Source organism: Caldimonas caldifontis, assembly GCF_002930615.1.
Classification (GTDB): domain Bacteria; phylum Pseudomonadota; class Gammaproteobacteria; order Burkholderiales; family Burkholderiaceae_C; genus Caldimonas; species Caldimonas caldifontis.
This window is the reverse complement of record NZ_PSNX01000003.1, coordinates 384617-402065: the sequence shown is the minus strand read 5'-3', so window position 1 is coordinate 402065 and position 17449 is coordinate 384617. Positions and strand designations below refer to the sequence as shown.

General features: G+C 68.4%; 17 protein-coding genes. 6 read left to right on the top strand and 11 right to left on the bottom strand.

From position 1 onward, the window contains the following. Positions 1–93: 93 nt before the first annotated feature. From C1704_RS17640 to C1704_RS05220, 5 genes are all read right to left on the bottom strand, one after another. The gene (locus tag C1704_RS17640; RefSeq protein ID WP_211286843.1) at positions 94–495 is read right to left on the bottom strand and encodes a hypothetical protein; all 402 of its coding nucleotides are present in this window, start codon (positions 493–495) and stop codon (positions 94–96) included. A gap of 28 nt (positions 496–523) precedes the next feature. Further along, positions 524–823: an addiction module antidote protein gene (locus C1704_RS05235; protein ID WP_104301654.1), complete on the bottom strand. Its 300-nt coding sequence runs from the start codon at positions 821–823 to the stop codon at positions 524–526. 53 nt (positions 824–876) lie between these two features. Beyond that, on the bottom strand, positions 877–2220 hold the full coding sequence (gene gdhA, locus C1704_RS05230; protein ID WP_104301652.1) for an NADP-specific glutamate dehydrogenase: 1344 nt from the start codon (positions 2218–2220) through the stop codon (positions 877–879). 203 nt (positions 2221–2423) lie between these two features. Beyond that, positions 2424–2936: a hypothetical protein gene (locus C1704_RS05225; protein WP_104301650.1), complete on the bottom strand. Its 513-nt coding sequence runs from the start codon at positions 2934–2936 to the stop codon at positions 2424–2426. Next, entirely contained in the window at positions 2924–3865 is a 942-nt protein-coding gene (locus C1704_RS05220) for a LysM peptidoglycan-binding domain-containing protein (RefSeq protein WP_104301648.1), read from the bottom strand. Before C1704_RS05220 ends, C1704_RS05225 begins: the two co-directional genes overlap by 13 nt. Positions 3866–4089: 224 nt before the next feature. Here C1704_RS05220 and C1704_RS05215 point away from each other — a divergent pair, with 224 nt between their 5' ends. Continuing rightward, positions 4090–5220 carry a patatin-like phospholipase family protein gene (locus tag C1704_RS05215; RefSeq protein WP_245876381.1) on the top strand — a complete coding sequence of 377 codons (1131 nt, stop codon included), beginning with the start codon at positions 4090–4092 and terminating at the stop codon, positions 5218–5220. A 6-nt stretch (positions 5221–5226) separates the two neighbouring features. On the opposite strand, the gene gatB is transcribed toward C1704_RS05215, so the two are convergent. The 3 genes from gatB to gatC are packed head-to-tail and all read right to left on the bottom strand — an operon-like array spanning position 5227 to position 8480. Next, positions 5227–6684, bottom strand: coding sequence for an Asp-tRNA(Asn)/Glu-tRNA(Gln) amidotransferase subunit GatB (gene gatB, locus C1704_RS05210; RefSeq protein ID WP_104301646.1), 1458 nt, complete (start codon positions 6682–6684; stop codon positions 5227–5229). 1 nt (position 6685) lies between these two features. Continuing rightward, positions 6686–8173, bottom strand: a complete 1488-nt coding sequence (gene gatA, locus C1704_RS05205) for an Asp-tRNA(Asn)/Glu-tRNA(Gln) amidotransferase subunit GatA (protein ID WP_104301644.1) — start codon at positions 8171–8173, stop codon at positions 6686–6688. 7 nt (positions 8174–8180) lie between these two features. After that, on the bottom strand, positions 8181–8480 hold the full coding sequence (gatC, locus tag C1704_RS05200; protein ID WP_104301642.1) for an Asp-tRNA(Asn)/Glu-tRNA(Gln) amidotransferase subunit GatC: 300 nt from the start codon (positions 8478–8480) through the stop codon (positions 8181–8183). 165 nt (positions 8481–8645) lie between these two features. On the opposite strand from gatC, the gene C1704_RS05195 reads away from it, so the two are divergent. From C1704_RS05195 to rodA, 5 genes are all read left to right on the top strand, one after another. Continuing rightward, on the top strand, positions 8646–9689 hold the full coding sequence (locus C1704_RS05195) for a rod shape-determining protein (protein WP_104301640.1): 1044 nt from the start codon (positions 8646–8648) through the stop codon (positions 9687–9689). Positions 9690–9774: 85 nt separating this feature from the next. Next, the gene (mreC, locus tag C1704_RS05190; RefSeq protein WP_104301638.1) at positions 9775–10692 is read left to right on the top strand and encodes a rod shape-determining protein MreC; all 918 of its coding nucleotides are present in this window, start codon (positions 9775–9777) and stop codon (positions 10690–10692) included. Positions 10693–10707: 15 nt separating this feature from the next. Then, a complete protein-coding gene (mreD, locus tag C1704_RS05185) occupies positions 10708–11226 on the top strand; it encodes a rod shape-determining protein MreD (RefSeq protein ID WP_104301636.1) in 519 nt (172 codons plus the stop codon). A 17-nt stretch (positions 11227–11243) separates the two neighbouring features. Further along, positions 11244–13298, top strand: coding sequence for a penicillin-binding protein 2 (gene mrdA, locus C1704_RS05180; RefSeq protein WP_104301634.1), 2055 nt, complete (start codon positions 11244–11246; stop codon positions 13296–13298). After that, positions 13295–14452 carry a rod shape-determining protein RodA gene (rodA, locus tag C1704_RS05175; RefSeq protein WP_104301632.1) on the top strand — a complete coding sequence of 386 codons (1158 nt, stop codon included), beginning with the start codon at positions 13295–13297 and terminating at the stop codon, positions 14450–14452. Before mrdA ends, rodA begins: the two co-directional genes overlap by 4 nt. On the opposite strand, the gene C1704_RS05170 is transcribed toward rodA, so the two are convergent. From C1704_RS05170 to C1704_RS05160, 3 genes are all read right to left on the bottom strand, one after another. Further along, positions 14439–15485 carry an asparaginase gene (locus tag C1704_RS05170; protein ID WP_104301630.1) on the bottom strand — a complete coding sequence of 349 codons (1047 nt, stop codon included), beginning with the start codon at positions 15483–15485 and terminating at the stop codon, positions 14439–14441. The genes rodA and C1704_RS05170 overlap by 14 nt on opposite strands. Before the next feature lie 2 nt (positions 15486–15487). Beyond that, positions 15488–16153 carry a glutathione S-transferase family protein gene (locus C1704_RS05165; protein WP_104301628.1) on the bottom strand — a complete coding sequence of 222 codons (666 nt, stop codon included), beginning with the start codon at positions 16151–16153 and terminating at the stop codon, positions 15488–15490. Between the two features lie 80 nt (positions 16154–16233). Continuing rightward, positions 16234–17409 carry a thiolase family protein gene (locus C1704_RS05160; protein ID WP_104301626.1) on the bottom strand — a complete coding sequence of 392 codons (1176 nt, stop codon included), beginning with the start codon at positions 17407–17409 and terminating at the stop codon, positions 16234–16236. Positions 17410–17449 lie beyond the last annotated feature (40 nt).

Genomic DNA, 17449 nt, shown 5'->3' with positions numbered 1-17449 from the left:
TCGAAAAGCTCGACATCATGTTCCTCGGCTTCATCACCTTCGTTCTCGTCGCTGATGGACTGCGGATGTGTTAACAGGCCCTAGCCCTGCACCTCACCCCGCCGGCAACCTCGCCATCAGAGCCTTGTACGCCCTCGGCTGCTCCTCGCGCAACTTGCGCAGCGCCGCTTCGGCAGCCTCGGCCAGATCCGCTTTGTGCACCTGCTTCACGGCTTCGATGCGCGCGGCCAGTTCTTTCAGGCGCGTGTGATTCCGGGCGGCCTCAGCCGTCTTCCACTGGGCGTCTTCGGCCTGGGCCAGCAGCACCTCGGTGATCAGGCCCAGCTGGCGGCCGTAGGAGGCCGTCTCGAAGACCTTGCGCTCGACTTCGCCCACGCCCGCCTGGGGCGGGATGGCGCCGAAGAACCAGCGGGTGTCGGGGGCGATGTCCTGAACGACATCACCGCTGAAGGGCCAGTGCACCTGCGGGGCCCACCACCAGAACCAGGGGAACATGGATCACCTCCCGCGGTACACCCGCGCGTCAGTTGACCTGCGCAGAAAAGCGCACGCCCAATGCGCGCGCCACCTTCACAACCGTGTCGAAACGAGGCTTGGCACCGGGTGCCAGCGCCTTGTAGAGGCTCTCGCGGCCCAGCCCCGCATCCTTGGCCACCCGGGCCATGCCACGCGCGCGGGCCACGTCGCCCAGAGCCAGCAGCAGCAGATCGGTATCGCCGGTTTCAAGCACCGCGTTCATGTACTCGGCGATGGCCGCATCGTCGGTCAGGTAGCGTGCCGCATCGAAAGGGACCAGGGCGGCTTTGCTCTTGGAGGCGCTCATGTCGTCATGGTATCCAATTGGATACTGACGTCAATCACGAGCCCGGCGAAGTCTCACCACACCCCTTGTGCCAGCATCGCGTCGGCCACCTTCACGAAGCCGGCCACGTTGGCGCCGCGCACGTAGTCGGTGCCGCCGCTGCCATTGTCGCCATAGCGCACGCAGTTGGTGTGAATGTCGGCCATGATGCTGCGCAGGCGGGCGTCGACCTCGTCGCGCGTCCAGGGCAGGCGCTGGGCGTTCTGGGTCATCTCCAGGCCCGAGGTGGCCACGCCGCCGGCGTTGCTGGCCTTGCCCGGGGCGTACAGCGCCTTGGCGTGCTGGAACACATCCACCGCCTCCAGCGTGCAGGGCATGTTGGCCCCTTCGGCCACGCACTTCACGCCCTGCTTCACCAGGGTGCGGGCGTCATCGGCGTCGAGTTCGTTCTGCGTGGCGCAGGGCAGGGCCACGTCCACCTTCACGCCCCAGGGCTTGCGGCCGGCCTCGTAGCGCAGGCCGCGCTCGCGGGCATAGTCTTCCACGCGGCCGTAGCGGTCGTTCTTAATGTGCATGAGCATCGCGAGCTTCTCGGGCGTGAAGCCCTCCTCGTCGATGACCGTGCCACCGGAGTCGGAGGCCGTCACCACGCGCGCGCCCAGCTGCAGGCACTTCTCGATGGCGTACTGCGCCACGTTCCCCGAGCCCGACACCGACACGCGCAGGCCCTCGAGCGTCATCTGCTTGCTGCGCAGCATGTGATCGACAAAGTACACCAGGCCATAGCCGGTGGCCTCGGGGCGGATCAGGCTGCCGCCGAAGGACAGGCTCTTGCCGGTGAACACGCAGGCGGCGTTGTTGGTGAGCTTCTTCATCATGCCCGCCATGTAGCCCACCTCGCGCGCGCCCACGCCGATGTCACCGGCCGGCACGTCGGTGTCGGCGCCCAGATGGCGATACAGCTCCAGCATCAGCGCCTGGCAGAAGCGCATCACCTCGCCGCGGCTCTTGCCCTTGGGGTCGAAATCCGACCCGCCCTTGCCGCCGCCCATGGGCAGGGTGGTCAGCGCGTTCTTGAAGGTCTGCTCGAAGGCCAGGAACTTCAGGATCGACAGGTTCACCGACGGGTGGAAGCGCATGCCACCCTTGAAGGGGCCGATGGCACTGTTGTGCTGGATGCGGAAGGCCCGGTTGGTCTGCGTGTCGCCGTTGTCATCGACCCAGCACACCCGGAACTGGATCACGCGCTCGGGCTCCACCAGCCGGTCGAGCAGCCCGCTCTCGGCGTACTTCGGATGCGCGGCGATGAAGTCCGACAGGCTCACCATCACCTCCTGCACGGCCTGCAGGAACTCCGGCTGCTGCGGGTCACGGGCACGCACCTGCCCCAGGAACTCGTCGAGACTCTTGTATTTCACGGGCCAACTCCAAGGAAGCGCACTGATTCAGTGCAAAACTCATCAAGTGTCGCACCAAATGCGCGCGTTCCCCTGACGCCAGATCAGACATTGCGCCGTGTGTGGGCGCTCAGCCCGCCAACGGTGCGCGGCGAGGTCGTCGCGGGCGAGCAGCCAATCGCTTCCACCGCATTGCACGGACCCGCCCAATCCATACGCGAAGCTCAGCGGCGCCGTCCCTGCGTCACACGGCCTTTGTCCCGCTGTCGTCGCAGGTTCCACTGATACAAGCCCACTCCACCGAAGCAGCCCAAGGCCACGAGCAACCAGAACGTGTCGGCCCACGGGGGATCCTCGCGAGTCATCCACGCGTCCACGTTGAAGCCGATCAACGACAGGAAAAGCAAAGGCGTCATCACCATCGTGCCAACCGTGAACGCTTTGGCGCAGAAGCGGTACCACCCTGGAGCCAGAAGGCGAGCCTGCGATATGCCTCGCTTCCGGCCCAGGTTTGGAAACGCAATGGCCCCCATCAGCATGACCGTGCGCATGGGTGCGAAGAGGTTCCTTGAGAACAACCCGAGTTCGAAGGGGCGGAAGTGGGGCTCTTTCCAGTACCGGTCCAGAACGGCGCGGGGCATCAGGACGTGCAAGACGATCAAGGCGGGGATGCTTGCGAGCACCCATGCAAGAAATGCGATCAGCATCGCGCTGGAGATGAGCATCACGAGCGACATAGGCGGTCAATCCCGAGGCCGCTGACCAAGTCGACGGTTGAACCCGAGGTGTCGTAGACCTGCGCGGCCCACTTGCCGGCCTGCCAAGTTGCTGCGGCACTTCCTGTCGCCAACAACAGCGCCATTCCCCACCCCACGGGGTTGGACAACAGAAAGAGGCTGATTGCCGCGCCGGTGCCTGCTCCGACCAGCGTGCTTGTCATGGCTTCCACAAAGATCTCGTTCTTTTCCTTCTGGCTCACCGTGTGGGCGATCTGATAGCACGCGGCCGTCACGCCCACGCCACCCAGCAGGATCCCGCCGGCGCCAGCAGCCTTGCCGAGCTGCCGCAACCGCCCCACCTGCCGCTGGATGTTCGCATCGTAGGGCACCCCGCCTGCGCGGGCGATGCGGATCTCCTCCTGCGTTGTGGCGCCACCGAAGAGCAGCTTCTCCATCGGCCCGACGTTGTCGGCGAACTGCCTCACCAGCACCCGGCGGCGGTGATCGTACTGGCCCTTGGTGATGCGCCCGCCGCTGGCCTTGTAGGCGGCATACTCGTCACCCACCTGGCGCAGCAGGGTCAGGTTGCCCTCGCTCAGGAGGTTGGCCGCCGTGCCCATGGCCACCGCCCCCGGTGCCAGCAGCAAGCCGCTGCGCTGCGCCCAGGCCATGGCCCACATCTGCCGGCGCTCGGCGGGGTCGGGTGAGGCGCTCAGGAACAAGGGCCCTGGGGGTGCCGCCACAGCAGGCGCGCGGTCGGACACGCGCAGCACGGTGCCCGGCCACAGGTTGTGCAGGTTGGGCACCTCCGGGTTAAGGGCCTTGATGGCGTCCAGGATCTCGCCATAGCGGCGTGTGGGGGGTGACCATCCATAGAGCTTGTGGATGATGGTCGTGATCGTCTCGCCGGGTTGCACGGCGTACTCGTAGTACAGCGGCGGCGTCATGTTCTCTCCCTGCCATTGCTTGTGTGATGACCGCTTCTGCGGCCGAGTGCATCGTAGACAGAAGCTCGGGAACGGAATCGGCGCACGCTGTATCCGTGTGTGCCAGTGCGTTACTGCCCGTAAGGACGGGAGCTTGCTGCGGAGAGCGCCGCGCGCGATCAGCGCATGACCGCTGCATGGTGCCCGGCTCCTCGCCCTACACTCGGGCAAACCCTGAGCCCCCCATGCCCTCAGCCTCCACGCCCCTCCCGCTCGACCTCGCGCTGCAAGGCGGCGGGTCGCATGGGGCCTTCACCTGGGGCGTGCTCGACCGGCTGCTGGAGGACGAGGGCCTCGCCGTGCAAGGCGTGTCGGGCACCAGCGCGGGGGCGTTGAATGGCGCGGTGCTGGTGACGGGGCTGGTGCGCGGCGGGCGTGAGGGTGCGCGGGCGGCCTTGCGGGCGTTCTGGGAGGACGTAGGGCGCAGCGGACAGGTGTTCTCGCCGTTTTCGCTGACGCAGGCGGCCGCTGCGCAGCACCACAGCTTCAACTTCGACGTGCTGCCCAGCTACCAGTGGGTGACAAGCCTCTGGCGCAGCTTCAGCCCCTACGAGTTCAACCCGCTCAACCTCAACCCACTGCGCGACGTGGCGCGCCGGCATGTGGACGAAGCTGCGCTGCGCGAGGCGCACACCCACGTGCCGGGCCTGGGCCTGTTCGTGACAGCCACCGCCGTGCACACCGGCCAGGCGCGCGTGTTCACGGGCGAAGACCTCGGCATCGACGCGCTGCTGGCCTCGGCCTGCCTGCCCTTCCTGTTCCAGGCGGTGGAGATCGACGGCGAGCCCTACTGGGACGGCGGCTACACCGGCAACCCGGCGCTCTACCCGTTGATCTACCGCACGAACACGCTGGACATCCTGCTGGTGAAGATCAACCCGCTCAGGCGCGAAGGCACACCTAAGCGCAGCGTGGAGATCATGGACCGCCTGAGCGAGATCACCTTCAACGCGAGCCTGATCGCCGAGCTGCGCGCGATCGCCTTCGTGTCGCGGCTGCTGCGCGAGCACAAGCTCGACCCGCGGCAGTACAAGGACCTGCGCCTGCACATGGTGGCCGACGAAGAAGGGCTCGCACCCTTCAATGCGTCGAGCAAGCTCAACACCGACCCGGCCTTCCTGGAGCAGCTCTTCACCCTGGGCCGCGCCGCAGCCGAGCGTTGGCTGGCCGCGCACCGCGGCGACCTGGGCCGACGTTCGTCGCTGGACATCGAGGCGCAGTTCCTGGGCCGCACGGACAACGCAGGCGCCCGGCCCTTCTCGACGGAAGCCCTGCCGCCGCGCCGCCCGTGGTGGCGGCGCTGGCTGGGGCGTTGAATCCCCTCAGGCGCCGAGCTTCTTCTTAAGCAGCTCGTTCACCTGGGCCGGGTTGGCCTTGCCCTTGGTGGCCTTCATGGCCTGGCCCACCAGGGCGTTGAAGGCCTTTTCCTTGCCGGCGCGGAATTCCTCGACCGACTTGGCATTGGCGGCCAGCACCTCGTCGAGGAGGGCTTCCAGGGCGCCGGTGTCGTTCATCTGCTTGAGGCCCTTGGCCTCAATCAGCGTGTCCACCTCGCTGCCCTCGCCGCTCCACAGGGCCTCGAACACCTGCTTGGCGCCGTTGTTGGAGATGGTGCCGTCGCTGATGCGGCCGATCAGCGCGGCCAGCGTGGCGGCCTGCACGGGGGCCTGGGCGATGTCCTTGCCCTCGGTATTGAGCCGGCGCGACACCTCGCCCATCAGCCAGTTCGCCACCAGCTTCGGTTGCTTGCAGGCATCGCGCGCCGCCTCGTAGTAGCGCGCGAACGCAAGGCTCTGCGTCATCATCGTGGCGTCATAGGCCGGCAGGCCGTCCTCGCGCTGGAAGCGCTCGGCCATCACGCTGGGCAGCTCGGGCATCTCGGCCTTCACCCGTTCGACCCACTCGGGCGCAATCACCAGCGGCGGCAGGTCGGGGTCGGGGAAGTAGCGGTAGTCATGCGCGTCTTCCTTGGTGCGCATGGCCCGCGTCTCGCCGGTGTCGGGGTTGAAGAGGACGGTGGCCTGCTGGACCTCGCCGCCGTCTTCGATGAGGTCGATCTGCCAGTTCACCTCGTAGTCGATGGCCTGCTGCAGGAAGCGGAAGCTGTTGAGGTTCTTGATCTCGCGGCGCGTGCCGAAGGGCTGGCCGGGTTTGCGCACCGACACGTTGGCGTCGCAGCGGAAGCTGCCTTCCTGCATGTTGCCATCGCAGATGCCCAGCCACACCACCAGCGCGTGCAGCGCCTTGGCATAGCCCACGGCCTCGGCCGAAGAGCGCATCTCGGGCTCGGAGACGATCTCCAGCAGCGGTGTGCCGGCGCGGTTGAGGTCGATGCCCGTCTGGCCGTGGTAGTCCTCGTGCAGCGACTTGCCGGCGTCTTCTTCCAGGTGGGCGCGCGTGAGGTGCACCACGTGCTTCTCGTTGCCGAGGTAGAACTCGACCTCGCCGCCCTGCACCACCGGGATCTCATACTGGCTGATCTGGTAGCCCTTGGGCAGATCGGGGTAGAAGTAGTTCTTGCGCGCGAAGATGGACCGCGGCGCGATCTTCGCCCTCACCGCCAGGCCGAAGCGGATGGCACGCTCCACGGCTGCGCGGTTCATCACCGGCAGCGTGCCCGGCAGGGCCAGGTCCACCGCGCAGGCCTGGGTGTTGGGCGGCGCGCCAAAGGCCGTGCTGGCACCCGAGAAGATCTTGGATTGCGTGGACAGCTGGGCGTGCGTTTCGAGGCCGATCACCACCTCGTAGCCGCGCACCAGTTTCGATGCGGTCTGGGTCATCTCAATAGCCCTCCGGAGCGCGGAGGTGGAAGTCGGTCGCCTGCTGGAAGGCATGCGCGGCGTGCAGCAGCTGCCCTTCCTGCCAGTAGTTGCCGATGAGCTGCAGGCCCACGGGCAGGCCCTCTTCACCGAAGCCCGCGGGCACGCTCATGCCGGGCAGGCCGGCCAGGCTGCCGGGCAGCGTGAAGATGTCGGCCAGGTATTCCTGCACCGGGTCGGTCTGGCTGCCCAGGGGGCGCGCCACGGTGGGCGAGACGGGGCCAGCGATCAGGTCGCACTGAGCGAAGGCGGCCTGGAAGTCGTCGGCGATCATGCGACGCAGCTTCTGCGCCTGCAGGTAGTAGGCGTCGTAGTAGCCGTGGCTGAGCACATAGGTGCCGATCATGATGCGGCGCTTCACCTCGGGCCCGAAGCCTTCCGCGCGGCTCTTCTTGTACATGTCGAGCAGGTCGCCGTGGTCCTTGGCGCGGTGGCCATAGCGCACGCCATCGAAGCGGCTCAGGTTGGAGCTGGCCTCGGCGGGGGCGATGATGTAGTAGACGGGGATCGACAGCTCGGTGCGGGGCAGGCTCACGTCCACCAGCGTGGCACCGAGCTTCTCGAACTCGGCCAGCGCGGCGCGCACGGCCGTGGTCACGCCGGCGGCCACGCCGTCGCCGAAGAATTCCTTCGGCAGCCCGATGCGCAGGCCCTTCAGGGGCTGGGCCGCGGTGGCGCCCGCGCGCGGCGCGCGGATCGCCGCCGCGTAGTCTTCGACGGGCCGCTCGGCCGAGGTGGCGTCGCGCGGGTCGAAGCCGCTCATGGCCGACAGCAGCAGCGCGCAGTCTTCGGCGCTGCGCGCCAGCGGGCCGGCCTGGTCGAGGCTGGAGGCGAAGGCGATCATCCCGTAGCGCGAGCAGCGGCCGTAGGTGGGCTTGATGCCGGTGATGCCGGTGAGCGAGGCCGGCTGGCGCACCGAGCCGCCGGTGTCGGTGCCGGTGGCGGCCGGGATCAGGCGGGCGGCCACCGCCGCGGCCGAGCCACCGGACGAGCCGCCCGTGATGCGGTTCACGTTCCAGGGGTTGCGCGCCGGGCCGTAGGCCGAGTTCTCGTTGCTGCCGCCCATCGCGAACTCGTCGCAGTTGAGCTTGCCCAGGGTGACGCTGCCGGCCGCCTTGAGCTGGGCCACCACGGTGGCGTCGAAGGGGCTGCGATAGCCCTCGAGCATCTTCGAGGCCGCGGTGCTGGGGAAGTCGGTGGTGACGAAGATGTCTTTGTGCGCCAGGGGCACGCCCAGCAGCGGGCCCGTCTCGCCCTTGGCGCGCCGATCGTCCGCGGCCTGTGCCTGCGCCAGCGCCAGGGCCTCGTCGGTGCACAGGAAAGCCCCGAGTTGTTGATGGGCGGCAACGCGCGCAAGCAGATGTTTCGTGATTTCGACGCTGGAGACGGCCTTGGCGTCGAGCTGGCGGGCCAGGTCGGCCACGCCCAGGTGGTGCAGTTCGGTGCTCATCGCGCCCTCACTCGATGACCTTGGGCACGAGGAAGAGCCCATCTTCCACCGCGGGGGCGCTGCGCTGGTTGGCCTCGCGCTGGTCAACCTCGGTCACCACGTCCTCGCGCAGGCGCAAAGCCACGTCCTGCACGGCCGACAGCGGGGTGTAGAGGGGTTCGACGCCGGTGGTGTCCACCGCGCGCATGCGCTCGACGATGTCGAAGAAGCCATTGAGTTGTTCGAGCATCCGGGCCTGTTCGGCCTCGCTCAGCGCCAGCCGCGCGAGGTGGGCGATGCGGCCCACGTCCTGGGGTGTCAGAGCCATGGGAAATTGTTTGCTGATGGGGGCTTCCCGCACGCTTGGGCGCGGGGTCATTGGGGTATTATCTTCGGTTATCCACAGCCGGCCCGGACGCGGTGTTTCCATGCGGGGCTGCCCACGCCCCGATGGCCGCGCCCTGCGCCGGTTTTGTGCAAGGAAAACACACACATGTTCGAATCCTTTCGTCGCTACTTTTCGACGGACCTCGCCATTGACCTGGGCACGGCCAACACGCTGATCTACGTGCGCGGCAAGGGCATCGTCCTGGACGAGCCCTCGGTGGTGGCCATCCGCCATGAAGGCGGCCCCAACGGCAAGAAGACCATCCAGGCGGTGGGCGCCGAGGCCAAGGCCATGCTGGGCAAGGTGCCCGGCAACATCGAGGCCATCCGCCCCATGAAGGACGGCGTGATCGCCGACTTCACCGTCACCGAGCAGATGCTCAAGCAGTTCATCAAGATGGTCCACCCGCGCTCGGTGCTCAAGCCGAGCCCGCGGATCATCATCTGCGTGCCCTGCGGCTCCACCCAGGTCGAGCGCCGCGCCATCCGCGAGTCGGCCCTGGGCGCAGGTGCCTCCGAGGTCTACCTGATCGAGGAACCCATGGCCGCGGCCATCGGCGCGGGCCTGCCGGTCTCGGAAGCCTCGGGCTCGATGGTGGTGGACATCGGTGGCGGCACCACCGAGGTGGGCGTCATCAGCCTGGGCGGCATGGTCTACAAGGGCAGCGTGCGCGTGGGCGGCGACAAGTTCGATGAGGCCATCATCAACTACATCCGCCGCAACTACGGCATGCTGATCGGCGAGCCCACGGCCGAAGCCATCAAGAAGGAGATCGGCTCGGCCTTCCCCGGCTCCGAGGTCAAGGAGATGGAAGTGAAGGGGCGCAACCTCTCGGAGGGTGTGCCGCGCAGCTTCACGATCAGCTCCAACGAGATCCTGGAAGCCCTGACCGACCCGCTGAACCAGATCGTCTCGTCGGTGAAGAACGCTCTGGAGCAGACGCCGCCCGAACTCGGCGCCGACATCGCTGAACGCGGCATGATGCTCACCGGCGGCGGCGCCCTGCTGCGCGACCTCGATCGCCTGCTGGCGGAAGAGACCGGCCTGCCGGTGCTGGTGGCCGAAGACCCGCTGACCTGCGTGGTGCGTGGCTGCGGCACGGCCCTGGAGCGCATGGAGCGCCTGGGCTCGATCTTCACCTCGGAATAAGCCCCCACGGATGTCCCCGCCGGCCCAGCCCTTCCCCGCTGCGCCGGCCTGTGCCTGTTCGAGTGCCTGACCCCCGCTCCGCGCCATGCCCCTGGGTACGCTGGACCGCACACCCCCACCCTTCTTCCGCCAGGGCCCCTCGGCCCTGACGCGGGTGGTGTTCTTCTCGGCGCTGGCCCTTTTCCTGATGGTGGCCGACCGCCGCCTCGTGGTGGTCGAACCGCTGCGGGCCGTCATCGCCACGGTGCTGCACCCCATCCAGCAGGCCCTGCTGGTGCCGGTGCAGGCCCTCAGCACCGGCGGCGAGTACCTGCAGGGCCTGGCGGCCGCCCGCGCCTCGGAAGCCGAAGCCCGCCGCCTGATGGCCGACAAGGCCGAGCGCCTGAGCCGCCTGGAAATGCTGGAGCAGGAGAACGCCCGCCTGCGCGAAATGCTGGAGCTGCGCGCGGCCGTGCCGGCCCGCACCCAGGCTGCCGAAGTGCTCTATGACCGGCCCGACCCCTACACCCGCAAGGTGGTGATCGACCGCGGCCTCACCCAGGGCATCGTGCGGGGCTCCCCGGTCATCGACCACACCGGCGTGATCGGTCAGGTGACGCGGGTGTATCCGCTCACTTCTGAAGTGACGCTGCTGGTGGACAAGGACGCCGTGATTCCGGTGCTGAACACCCGCACGCAGGTGCGCGGCGTGGCCTATGGCGACCCGCTGCGCGGGGGACTGGAGCTGCGCTTCATGCCCACCAATGCCGACGTGCGCGAGGGCGACGAGCTGGCCACCTCGGGGGTGGACGGCGTCTATCCACCGGGCCTGCCCGTGGCCACGGTCACGCGCGTCGAGCGCCGCGCCGACAGCTCCTTCGCGCGCATCACGCTGGAGCCGGTGGGGCAGCTGGCCAGCGCCCGTCACGTGCTGGTGGTCGAACCCGTGGGCCTGTCGCTGCCCCCGCCGCCTGAGCCGGAACCCGAGCCGGCCGCCACCCGCCGCGGCGCGCGCAGCCGCTGAACGGAGCCTCCTGCCATGATGCCGCGCGGCTCCGACCAGCTCCTCCTGCCTGCCAACCCGGTCTTCATCTGGGGTTCGCTGGTGGTGGCCCTGGCCATCAACATGCTGCCCCTGGGGCGCACGCCGGCCATGCCCGACTTGCTGGCCCTCACCCTGGTGTTCTGGAACGTGCACCAGCCGCGACGCATCGGCATCGGTGCGGCCTTTGTCTTCGGGCTGATGATGGATGTGCACGACGGCGCCCTGCTGGGCCAGCACGCCCTGGCCTACACGCTGCTCAGCTTCTTCGCCATCACCATCCACCGCCGGCTGCTGTGGTTCTCGGTGCTGGAGCAGGCATTGCAGATTCTTCCGCTGTTTTTCGCCGCGCATGCGGTGCTGGTCTTGATCCGGCTGGTCGCTGGTGGCATCTTCCCGGGATGGGAACTGCTGCTGGCGCCGGTGTTCGAATCTTTGTTGTGGCCCCTGGCCAGCTGGGTGCTGCTGGCACCGCAGCGCCGTGCGCCGGACCCTGACAAGAACCGCCCGCTGTAAGGTTCACAAGGTCTGCCGTGACCGAACTCAAGGACGTCGAACTCGAGCTGTCGCGCTTTCGCGCGAGGCTGCTGTTCGCCGCTGCGCTGGTGCTGGTGTGCTTTGGCCTCGTGACGGCTCGGCTGGTGTATCTTCAGGTGATCAAGCACGAGGAGCTGTCCACTCGGGCTGAAACCAACCGCATCTCGGTGCTGCCCATCCCGCCGAACCGCGGGCTCATCCTCGATCGCAACGGCGTGGTGGTGGCGCGCAACTACGCGGCCTACACGCTGGAGATCACCCCGTCCAAAGTGACCGACCTGGACGGCACCATCGACGCCCTGGCCGAGATTGTGGAGATCGGCAACGCTGAGCGGCGGCGCTTTCGCCGGCTGATGGAAGAGACCAAGAGCTTCGACTCCCTGCCCATCCGCACCCGGCTCACCGACGAGGAAGTGGCCCGCTTCGCCGCCCAGAGCTACCGCTTCCCCGGCGTGGACGTGAAGGCGCGCCTGTTCCGCCACTACCCGCTGGGCGATGTGGGCAGCCATGTGGTGGGCTACATCGGCCGCATCAACCAGGCCGAGAAAAAGGCCATGGACGACTGGCCGGACGAGGACGTGGCCAACTACCGCGGCACCGAATACATCGGCAAGCTGGGCGTGGAGCAGGCCTACGAACGCGAGCTGCACGGCACCACTGGCTTCGAGGAGGTCGAGACCAGCGCCGGTGGGCGCGCGGTGCGCCGGCTGCGTTCCAGCCCGGCCACGCCCGGCAACACCGTGGTGCTGTCGATCGACATCAAGCTGCAGGCCCTGGTGGAGCAGCTCTTCGGCAACCGACGCGGGGCGCTGGTGGCCATCGACCCGCGCAGTGGCGAGGTGCTGGCCTTCGTCAGCAAGCCCACCTTCGACCCCAATCTCTTCGTCGAGGGCATCGACGTGGAGAACTGGCGTGCGCTCAACGAGTCGATCGACCGGCCGCTGCTCAACCGCGCGCTGCGCGGCACCTACCCACCCGGCTCCACCTACAAACCCTTCATGGCGCTGGCCGCGCTCAACACCGGCACGCGCACGGCCAATCAGGCCATCCTCGACACCGGGGTCTTCCTCTTCGGCAACCACCGCTTCCGCAGCCATGGCGACACCGGGCTGGGCATGGTGGACCTGCGCCGCTCCATCGTGAAGTCGAGCAACGTGTACTACTACTCGCTGGCCAACGAGATGGGTGTGGACCTGATGCACGACCAGATGGCGCCCTTCGGCTTCGGGCAGATCACCGGCATCGACCTGCTGGGCGAGGTACGCGGCGTGCTGCCCTCCACGACCTGGAAGCGCAATGCCTACCGCAAGCCCGAGCAGCAGCGCTGGTATGCGGGCGAGACCATCTCGCTGGGCATCGGCCAGGGCTACAACACCTTCACGATGCTGCAGCTCTCGCATGCCATGGCCACGCTGGCCGCAGGCGGGCAGCGCTACCGGCCCCACGTCGTGCGCGAGATCCGCGACGCCGTCACCCACGAATCCCGGCTGGTGCACCACGAGCCCATTGGTCGCATTCCGCTCAAGCCTGAACACGTGAAGATCGTGCTCGATGCCATGTACTCGGTCACGCAGGAAGGCACGTCCGTGCGCAGCTTCGCCGGGGCGCCCTACAAGAGCGGCGGCAAGACCGGCACGGCCCAGGCGGTGTCCATCCGCCAGAACGAGCGCTATGACGCCAGCAAAATGGCCGAGTACCTGCGCGACCATGCGCTGTACGTGGCCTTTGCCCCACTGGAGGAGCCGCGCATCGCGGTGGCTGTGATCGTCGAGAACGCCGGCTTCGGCTCGCAGTCGGCCGCGCCCATCACGCGCCGCGTCTTCGACTACTGGCTGGAGGGCCTGTACCCCAGCGAGGAGGACATCGCCGCAATGCAACGCGGCGAAGCCGCAGCGCCGATCGGCAAGCCGCGGCTTGCAGCCGCCGTGCCGGTGCAGCCGGTGTCGTCGGCCCTGGATGGCAGCCGCCTGCCCGGTCCCAGCATTGCCATGCCACCCGATGACCCGGCGTCTGCCACCCCTGTGCCCGCTCCCCCCCGCCGCACGCCATGAACGTCACCTTCGAACGGCCTTCGCTGTGGCAGCGGCTCAAGCCGGTGCTCTTCGGCTTCGACCCGGCCCTGACCTTCGCCGTGCTGCTGCTGTGCGGGGCCGGCCTCGTCATCATGTACTCGGCCGGCTATGACCACGGCAGCCGCTTCCCGGATCACGCCCGCAACATGCTCATTGCCGCGGCCGTGGTCTTCGTGGTGGCCCAGGTACCGCCTCAGAAGCTGATGCTGGTGGCCGTGCCGCTCTATGTCACCGGGATCGTGCTGCTGCTGGGCGTGGAGTTCTTCGGCATCACACGCAAGGGCGCCACCCGCTGGCTCAATGTGGGCTTCACCGTGATCCAGCCCAGCGAGATCATGAAGATCGCGCTGCCCCTGATGCTGGCCTGGTGGTTCCAGCGCCGCGAAGGCCAGTTGCGTGTGCCCGACTTCCTGGTGGCCGGCGTGATCCTGGCCGTGCCAGCGGCGCTGATCCTGCGCCAGCCCGACCTCGGCACCACGCTGCTGGTGCTGGCCGCCGGTCTGGCGGTGATCTTCTTCGCCGGACTGTCGTGGAAGCTGGTGATCCCGGTGCTGGCAGCGGGCGCCATCGGCATCACCGCCCTGGTGAGCCTGGAGGAGCGCATCTGCGCGCCGGGTGTGGACCTCAAGGTGCTGCACGAGTACCAGCGTCAGCGCGTGTGCACCCTGCTCGACCCCACCAAGGACCCCTTGGGCAAGGGCTTCCACATCATCCAGGGCACGATTGCCATCGGCTCGGGCGGACTCACCGGCAAGGGCTTCATGAACGGCACCCAGACCCACCTGGAGTTCATCCCCGAGCGCACCACCGACTTCATCTTTGCGGCCTACTCCGAGGAGTTCGGCCTGGCGGGCAACCTCGCGCTCATCCTGGGCTTCCTCTTCCTGATCTTCCGCGGGCTGATGATCGCCAGTGAGGCGCCCACGCTCTTCTCGCGCCTGCTGGCCGGTGCGGTGACGCTCATCTTCTTCACCTACGCCTTCGTGAACATGGGGATGGTGAGCGGCATCCTGCCCGTGGTGGGCGTGCCCCTGCCCTTCATCAGCTACGGCGGCACGGCGATGGTTACGCTCGGTCTGGGTCTGGGCATCCTGATGTCGATCGCACGCAGCAAGCGGTTCATGCAGAGCTGAGCGCTCTCAGCGCCTGCGCCGCGCGCAACGCCCCCACCTCGGTCCCGCGCCAGTTGCGCAGCGTCACATCGCTCAGGCTGCGCATGACCTGCCGCTCATCGTCGGACAGTGGCAGCAGGGCTTCGATGACCGCGGCCATCACCACCTCGGCGGCGCGCGCAGTGTTGCCATCGTCCATCTTCAGCGCCACGCCCAGGCCCTGTTCGGGCAGGGCCGCGCAGTACACCCCTTCGGCGCCCACCTTGCAGAAGACGCGCTCGCCCAGGCGCTCCATCACGCGCGTGTCGAAGCGGCCGGTGCCGGCCACGTGAAAGGGCGAACGGGCCACCGCCTGCCTCAAACGCTGCGCAGCGCGGGCATGGTCGGCGCTCAGGCCCTGCCCGGTGGCCACCCGGGCAAAGGCCAGCGCCCACGCCTTGAGCGGCAAGGCGTAGGTGGGAATGGAGCAGCCATCGATGCCCATGGGGGCATGTGCCAGGCGTTCACCCGTGGCGGCCTCGAGGGCCGCGCCCACCTCGCGCATCACGGGGTGGTCGGGCTGCACATAGCCGCGCACGAAACGCTGCAGGTCGGGGCCCTTCGCGCCGCCCTGCATGGCGCAGGCCAGGCACAGGAAGCCTGCATGCTTGCCCGAGCAGTTGTTGTGCAGGGCGGTCGGTTCGCGCCCCGCGGCCGCCAGGGCGCGGCCGGCGGTGTCCAGGCCGGGCCAGTGGGCGCCACATTCCAGGGCCGATGCGTCCAGGCCCAGGCGATGCAACACGCCGGCGGCCGTGTCGGCGTGGCCGGGCTCGCCGTTGTGCGAGGCGCAGGCCAGGGCCAGCTCGGCGTCGGTCAGGCCCAGGGCCTGGGCCGCACCGCTGGCCACCAGCGGCAAGGCCTGCAGCACCTTGATGGCCGAACGCGGGAAGACGGGCCGTTGCACGTCACCCAGCGACCAGACGGCCTGGCCACCGGCATCGACCACCACCAGCGCGCCGCGGTGGAAGGACTCCACCGCCGGGCCCCGCCAGGCCTCGACGAGCACCGGGTTCATGGTCAGCCGAGTTCGTAGGGCCCACCCTTGGCCAGGGCGCGCTGGTAGGCCGGCCGGGCCTGCATGCGCTGCAGCAGGTGGGTGAGCAGGGGGTAGCGCTGGTCCAGGCCGCCGCGCGAAGCCGAGGCCTCGAGCGGAAAGCTCATCTGCACGTCGGCCGCCGTGAACTCGTCGCCAGCGAACCAGGGGCGCTCGGCCAGCTCGGACTCCATGAAGTCGAGATGGCGGCGGATGTTGGGGGTGACGATCATCCCCTTGACCTTCTGCGCGATGCCCGCTGCGATGGGGCGCACCAGCAGGGGCGACTTCTTCTCCACCGTGTCGAAGACGAGCTTCATCAGCAGCGGCGGCATGGCCGTGCCCTCGGCGAAGTGCATCCAGTAGAGGTAGCGCAACGCCTCCGGCGTGCCGGCCTTGGGCTTGAAGCGGCCTTCGCCGTAGCGATCGACCAGGTACTCGAGGATGGCCCCGGACTCGGCCAGTACCAGATCGCCATCGGTGATCACCGGCGACTTGCCCAGCGGATGCACCTGGCGCAGCTCGGCCGGTGCCAGCATGGTCTTGGGGTCGCGCTGGTAGTGGCGGATCTCGTAGGGCAGCTGCAGCTCTTCGAGCATCCACAGCACACGCTGCGAACGGGAGTTGTTCAGGTGATGGACGATGATCATCGGCGCGCTCGGTGGGGCGTTGGACGGAAGGGCGAGCTTAACCGTCCTGGCCGTACTGTGCACCCGTCGACGCCGGCAGCTCAGACCCTCTCGATCACCGTGGCGGTGGCCATGCCGTGGCCAATGCACATCACCTGCAGGCCCAGGGTGCCGCCGGTGGCTTCGAGGCCGTGCAGCATCTTGGCCATCAAGGCGCCGCCGGTGCCGCCCAGCGGGTGGCCGTGGGCGATCGCCCCGCCCCAGGGGTTGAGCCGGGCCATGTCGGGCTGGAACTCGCGGGCCCAGCACAGCGCGACGCTCGCAAAGGCTTCGTTGACCTCGATCCAGTCGAGATCGGCCACGCCGATGCCCGCACGCTTGAGCGCCTCGTGAGTGGCAGGGATCACGCCGTTCAGCTGCATCACCGGATCGGAGCCCACCACCACGCGGGCGCGGAAACGGGCCCTGGGTGTGAGGCCGTCGGCGCGGGCGGTGGCTTCGTCGGCCACCAGCACGGCGCTCGCGCCGTCGGAGATCTGGCTGGCGTTGGCGGCGGTCACCACCCCTTCGCCGGGCGCGCGAAAGACCGGGTTCATCGCAGCCATGCGGGCCTCGTCGAGCACGGCGCGGATGCCTTCGTCGCGCACCAGCGTGATCGGCTGGCCGTCGGCATCCAGCCCCGGTGTGGGCAACACTTCGCGGTGCCGGCCGGCCTCGGCCGCCGCATGGGCACGGCGATGGCTTTCCTTGGCGAACTCGTCGCAATCGGCGCGCGACAGCCCCCAGTGTTCGGCGATGCGCTCGGCGCTTTCCACCTGGTGCACCAGGGCATGGCGTTCCAGCAGCGCCGGGTTCAGGGCCTCGAAGCCGGTGAACTCGAAGCGGCCGAGCGTGACGTCGAGGAACATGGGCACGCGGCTCATGCTTTCCACCCCGCCGGCAATCACGTAGCGTGCGTCGCCGGCCGCAATGGCCTGGGCCGCAAAGTGCACGGCCTGCTGGCTGGAGCCGCACATCCGGTTGAGCGAAACCCCCGCCACGCGCGTGGGCAGGCCCGACAGCAGCACCGCCAGCCGCCCGACGTTGGCGCCCTGCTCGCCCGCCTGGCTCACGCAGCCGGCGATGAGGTCGTCGATCTGTTCGGGCACCACACCGCTGCGCTCGACCAGGCCGCGCACGGCAAAGGCCAGCAGGTCGTCGGGGCGGGTCTCGCGCAGGGCGCCCTTGCGGCGGCCAAAGGCGGTGCGCACGGCATCGATGATGACGGGTTGGGACATGGGTCACTCCGGAGGATCACAACGCAGCAGCCATCATCGC